The sequence below is a fragment of the Promicromonospora sp. NPDC060204 genome, from assembly GCF_042728455.1.
GTDB lineage: Bacteria > Actinomycetota > Actinomycetes > Actinomycetales > Cellulomonadaceae > Promicromonospora.
The window spans coordinates 1-5,063 of the sequence record NZ_JBHWZO010000361.1; the positions used below are offsets into that span (position 1 = coordinate 1).

A 5,063-nucleotide genomic window follows, 5' to 3' on the forward strand; every position below is an offset into this window, starting at 1 on the left:
CGTCCGGACCCCGGCCGCGTGCCCGCCGCACGCCCCGGGACTGGCTGCGCGACGGCGGCCTGAGCACCCTGATCATCGCCCTGCCGATGATCCTGGTCTTCGGGGTGTTCTCCTGGTTCCCGATCGGCCGGGCGCTCGTCATGAGCGTCCAGCAGACGAACCTCATCTCGACCCCCGAGTTCGTGGGGCTCGACAACTTCGTGTTCGTGCTGCAGGACCCGCTGCTGGGCAAGGCAGTGGCCAACACCCTGTGGTTCGCGCTGCTCGCGCTGGTGTTCGGCTACCCGCTGCCGCTGGCAGCCGCCGTGCTGATGAGCGAGGTACGGCGCATGCGCGGCCTGTTCTCGGCGCTCGCGTACCTGCCCGTCGTCGTGCCGCCCGTCGTGGCCGTGCTGCTGTGGAAGTTCTTCTACGACGCCTCGCCCACCGGCGTGTTCAACACCATCGCCGGCTGGGTGGGCCTCGGGCCGTTCCCCTGGCTGCAGGACGCGTCCAGCGCCATGCCGTCCCTGGTGCTGGAGGCCACCTGGGCCGCGGCCGGCGGCACCGTCATCATCTACCTCGCCGCCCTCGTCGGGGTGCGCACCGAGCTCTACGAGGCGGCCGAGGTGGACGGCGCGGGCGTGTGGCGCAAGATCTGGCACGTGACGCTGCCGCAGCTCCGCGGCGTCCTGTTCATCACGCTGATCCTGCAGGTCATCGGCACCTCCCAGGTGTTCCTGGAGCCGTTCCTGTTCACCGGCGGCGGCCCCAACAACGCGACCCTCACCATCCTCATGCTGATCTACGACTACGCGTTCGGCAGCAGCCTCGGCGGCAACTACGGGGCCGCGACCGCCCTGAGCCTCATGCTCGCCGGCGTCCTGGCCGTCCTGTCCGCGATCTACTTCCGCGTGACCCGACCCTGGAGCAGCTGACATGGCAGGAAACAACCGGCCGGGTGCCGGACCCGCCGTCGCCGAGCGGGGCATCGTCTCGTCCCACGACCGGCGGCGGGCCAGCGTACGGGGCTCGCTCGGCGTGCTCCAGGGCGGCCTCCTGGTCACCCTGGTCCTCGCCGGGCTCGGGCCGATCCTCTGGCTCGCCAAGGCCGCCGTCACGCCGACGCAGGACACCCTGCGCCAGCCGCTCGGCCTCTTCCCGAACGGGATCGACTGGGCCAACCTCTCCACCGCGTGGGGCCGCGCGGAGATCGACCACTACTTCGTCAACACGCTGATCCTCGCGGTCGGGGCCTGGTTCTTCCAGCTCCTGGTCGCGACCACGGGCGGCTACGTGCTGTCCGTGCTGCGGCCGCGGTACGGCAACCTCATCTTCGGCCTGGTGCTGGCGACGCTCTTCGTGCCGGCGGTCGTGCTGCTCGTCCCGCTGTACCTCACCATCCTCGACGTGCCGCTGCTGCACATCAGCCTGCTCAACACGTTCTGGGCGGTCTGGCTGCCGATGGGCGCCAGCGCGTTCAACGTGCTGCTCGTCAAGCGGTTCTTCGACGGCCTGCCCCGCGAGGTCTTCGAGGCCGCGCGGGTCGACGGCGCCGGACCCTTCCGGTTGCTGTGGTCCGTCGTGCTGCCGATGTCCAAGCCCATCCTCGGCGTCGTCTCGGTCTTCGCCGTGATCGCCGCCTGGAAGGACTACCTCTGGCCACTGCTGGTGCTGCCCGACCCGGACAACCAGCCGCTGTCCGTCCGCCTGCCCGCGATCGCGCCCTACCTGGAGCTCGACGTGTTCCTCGCGGCGCTCGCGATCTCGACCGTGCTGCCCATCGCGCTGTTCCTCGCGTTCCAGCGACTGTTCCTCAGCGGGGCAGGTCTGGGCGGGGCCGTGAAGGGGTAGCCGGCGGGCCTTCCGGGGCCCGGCCGGACCTGTGGACGAGGCAGGGTGGATGTCGGTGGTCCGGCCTAGGATCGAGCGTGTGACCAGCCTTCCCGACGCACCTGCCGCACGCACCGATTCCGCCGAGATTCCCGAGGTGGAGGAGCTGCTCGACCTCGCCGTCGGACAGCTCGGTGGCGGGCGCAGAGAGGGCCAGCACCGCATGGCCGTCGCGGTCGGCGAGGCGATCGACAAGGGCGAGCACCTGCTGGTGCAGGCGGGCACGGGTACGGGCAAGTCGCTCGGGTACCTGGTGCCCGCCGTCCGGCACGCCGTAGCCGCGCAGTCCAAGGTCATCGTCTCCACCGCGACGCTCGCCCTGCAGCGGCAGGTCATCACGCGCGACCTGCCGCTCGTGGCGAAGGCCGTCGCGCCGGCGCTGCCGCGCGAGCCACGCGTCGCGCTGCTCAAGGGCTGGCACAACTACCTGTGCGTGCACAAGGTGGGCGGCGGCTACCCGGAGGACGAGACCACCCTCTTCGACCTGCCCGGCGGCGAGGACCATCCCAAGACCGAGGAGGCGGCCGGCGGCGCCGCACGCAGCCGCCGGCGGGACGACGGCGCGTCGCTCGCCGACCACGTCCGGCGCCTGCACGAGTGGGCGGGCGAGACCGAGACGGGCGACCGGGACGACCTGGTGCCCGGCGTGCCCGAGCGGGCCTGGCGCCAGGTGTCCGTCACGGCGATGGAGTGCCTGGGCGGCAAGTGCCCCATGCTCGCGGAGTGCTTCCCGGACAAGGCCCGGGCCGCAGCCCGCGAGGCGGACGTGGTGGTCACCAACCACGCCATGCTCGGCATCGCGGCCACGGGCAGCCCGGGCGTGCTTCCGGAGCACGACGTCGTGGTGGTCGACGAGGCGCACGAGCTCACCGACCGCGTGACGTCGTCGGCCACCGTGGACCTGTCCATGGCGTCGGTGGAGAGCGCGGCGCGGCTGGCCCGGCGGCACGCGGGCACCAACACCGACACGCTCGACGCGGCGGCGCAGAGCCTCGGCACCCTGCTGGTCACCGCGCCGGCCGAGCGGTTCCCGAGCGGGTTGCCGGACGAGCTGCGCATGGCGGTCGGCGCGGTGCGCGACGCCGCGCGCGAGGTGCTGAGCACGCTGAAGCCCGAGGCCGGCGGCAAGGGCGCCAAGGGCAAGGACGCGGGCCAACCCGACCCGGGGCTGAAGATGGCACAGGGCGCCATGCTCCAGCTCTTCGAGACGGCCGAGCGCATGGCGTCGCAGGACACGACCTCGGACGTGCTCTGGTGCTCGCGCCCGGACAACGGCTGGGGCGGGTTCGGCGACAACGTGACACGGCTGCACGCCGCCCCGCTGCACGTGGCCGGCCTGATCCGCACGCACCTGCTGGGCGAGTCGACGGGCGTGTTCACCTCGGCGACGCTGGCGCTGGGCGGCACGTTCGACGCCGTGGCCGGCACGCTCGGCCTCAACGGTGCGGACGCCCCGCCGTGGCACGGCTTCGATGCGGGCAGCCCGTTCGACTACCCCAAGCAGGGCATCCTCTACATCGCGCGCCACCTGCCCGCCCCGGGCCGCGAGCCGACCACGGAGGCGCAGCTCGACGAGATCGCCGAGCTCATCACGGCCGCCGGCGGCCGCACGCTCGGGCTGTTCTCGTCCCGGCGCGCCGCGAACGCCGCCGCGGAGGCGATGCGGGAGCGCCTGGACTTCCCGATCCTGGCGCAGGGCGACGACCAGCTCCCGACCCTCGTGCGCGAGTTCGCCGAGGACCCGGCCACGTGCCTGTTCGGCACGCTGTCCCTGTGGCAGGGCGTCGACGTGCCGGGGCCGTCCAACCAGCTCGTGCTCATCGACCGCATCCCGTTCCCGCGTCCCGACGACCCGGTCAAGGCGGCGCGCGCCCGCGCCGTCGAGCAGGCGGGCGGCAACGGGTTCATGGCGGTCTCGGCGCAGCACGCGGCGCTGCTGCTCGCGCAGGGCGCGGGGCGCCTGGTGCGCAGCATGGACGACCGGGGCGTCGTGGCGGTCCTCGACCCGCGGCTCGCGACCGCGCGGTACGCGTCGTTCCTGACCCGGTCGATGCCCGGGTTCTGGCCCACCACCGACCCGAAGCTGGTCCGCGCCGCGCTCGCCAGGCTCGACACATAGCCTGAGGGCATGGCAGCCCCCTCGGACGTCCCCGCGGCCCAGCCCGCCGGATCCCGCACCACCAAGATCGCCGTGGTGGGTGCGGGGGCGGTGGGATCGACGCTCGCCTTCGCGGCGCTGACCCGCGGCTCGGCCCGCACCATCGCCCTGCTCGACATCGACCGGCAGAAGGTCGACGCCGAGGTGCTGGACCTGCAGCACGGGCTGATGTTCACGTCCCAGGCGCACGTGATCGGCTCGGACGACCCGGCGGTGTGCGAGGGGGCCGACGTCGTGGTGGTCACGGCGGGCGCCAAGCAGAAGCCCGGCCAGAGCCGCGTCGACCTCGCCGAGGCGACCATCGGGCTGATGCGCACCATCCTGCCGGGCCTGGTCGAGGTGGCGCCGGACGCGACCTATCTCATGGTGACCAACCCCGTGGACGTGGTGACCTACGCGGCCCTCAAGATCTCGGGCCTGCCGCGGGAGCGGCTCTTCGGCAGCGGCACCGTGCTCGACTCGTCGCGACTGCGCGTCGTGCTCGCCGAGCGGTGCGGGGTGGCCGTCGGGAACGTGCACGCCTACATCGCCGGGGAGCACGGCGACTCGGAGATCGCGCTGTGGAGCTCCGCCTCGATCGGCGGCGTGCCGCTGCTCGACTGGGTGCCGGTCGGCGGCGCCGCGCCCCTGGACGCAGCGGTGCGTGCGGAGGTGCACCACGAGGTGGTCGACTCGGCCTACCGGATCATCGCGGGCAAGGGCGCCACCAACTACGCCGTCGGCCTGGCCGCGACCCGCATCATCGAGGCGGTGCTCAAGGACGAGCGCCGGATCATGCCGGTGTCCTCGCTGCTGGACGACTACCACGGCATCAGCGACGTCTGCCTGTCGGTGCCGTCCCTCGTGGACCGGCGGGGCGTCACGAGCACCGTGCAGGTGCCGATGTCGGACGACGAGCTGGCCGGGCTGCGCGCGTCGGCCGACAGCGTGCGCGCGGTGCAGCGGCGCTTCGGGTTCTAGGGGCCGCCCCGGGATCGACGTCGACCTGGCTCGTCCGGGCACGAGAAAGGCCCGGCCACCGGGAACCGGCGGC

4 protein-coding genes are annotated in these 5,063 nt (G+C 72.8%); all 4 read left to right on the top strand.

Translation table 11 applies throughout. The annotated features are described in order from the left end of the window. A partial coding sequence (locus ACFWEJ_RS27150) for a carbohydrate ABC transporter permease (RefSeq protein WP_377232287.1) occupies positions 1-917 on the top strand: 917 nt, incomplete at its 5' end. A gap of 1 nt (position 918) precedes the next feature. Next, positions 919-1,833, top strand: a complete 915-nt coding sequence (locus ACFWEJ_RS27155) for a carbohydrate ABC transporter permease (RefSeq protein WP_377232288.1) — start codon at positions 919-921, stop codon at positions 1,831-1,833. 79 nt (positions 1,834-1,912) lie between these two features. After that, positions 1,913-3,991 carry an ATP-dependent DNA helicase gene (locus ACFWEJ_RS27160; RefSeq protein ID WP_377232289.1) on the top strand — a complete coding sequence of 693 codons (2,079 nt, stop codon included), beginning with the start codon at positions 1,913-1,915 and terminating at the stop codon, positions 3,989-3,991. Between the two features lie 9 nt (positions 3,992-4,000). Then, the gene (locus ACFWEJ_RS27165) at positions 4,001-4,990 is read left to right on the top strand and encodes an L-lactate dehydrogenase (protein ID WP_377232290.1); all 990 of its coding nucleotides are present in this window, start codon (positions 4,001-4,003) and stop codon (positions 4,988-4,990) included. The last annotated feature ends 73 nt before the right edge of the window (positions 4,991-5,063 follow it).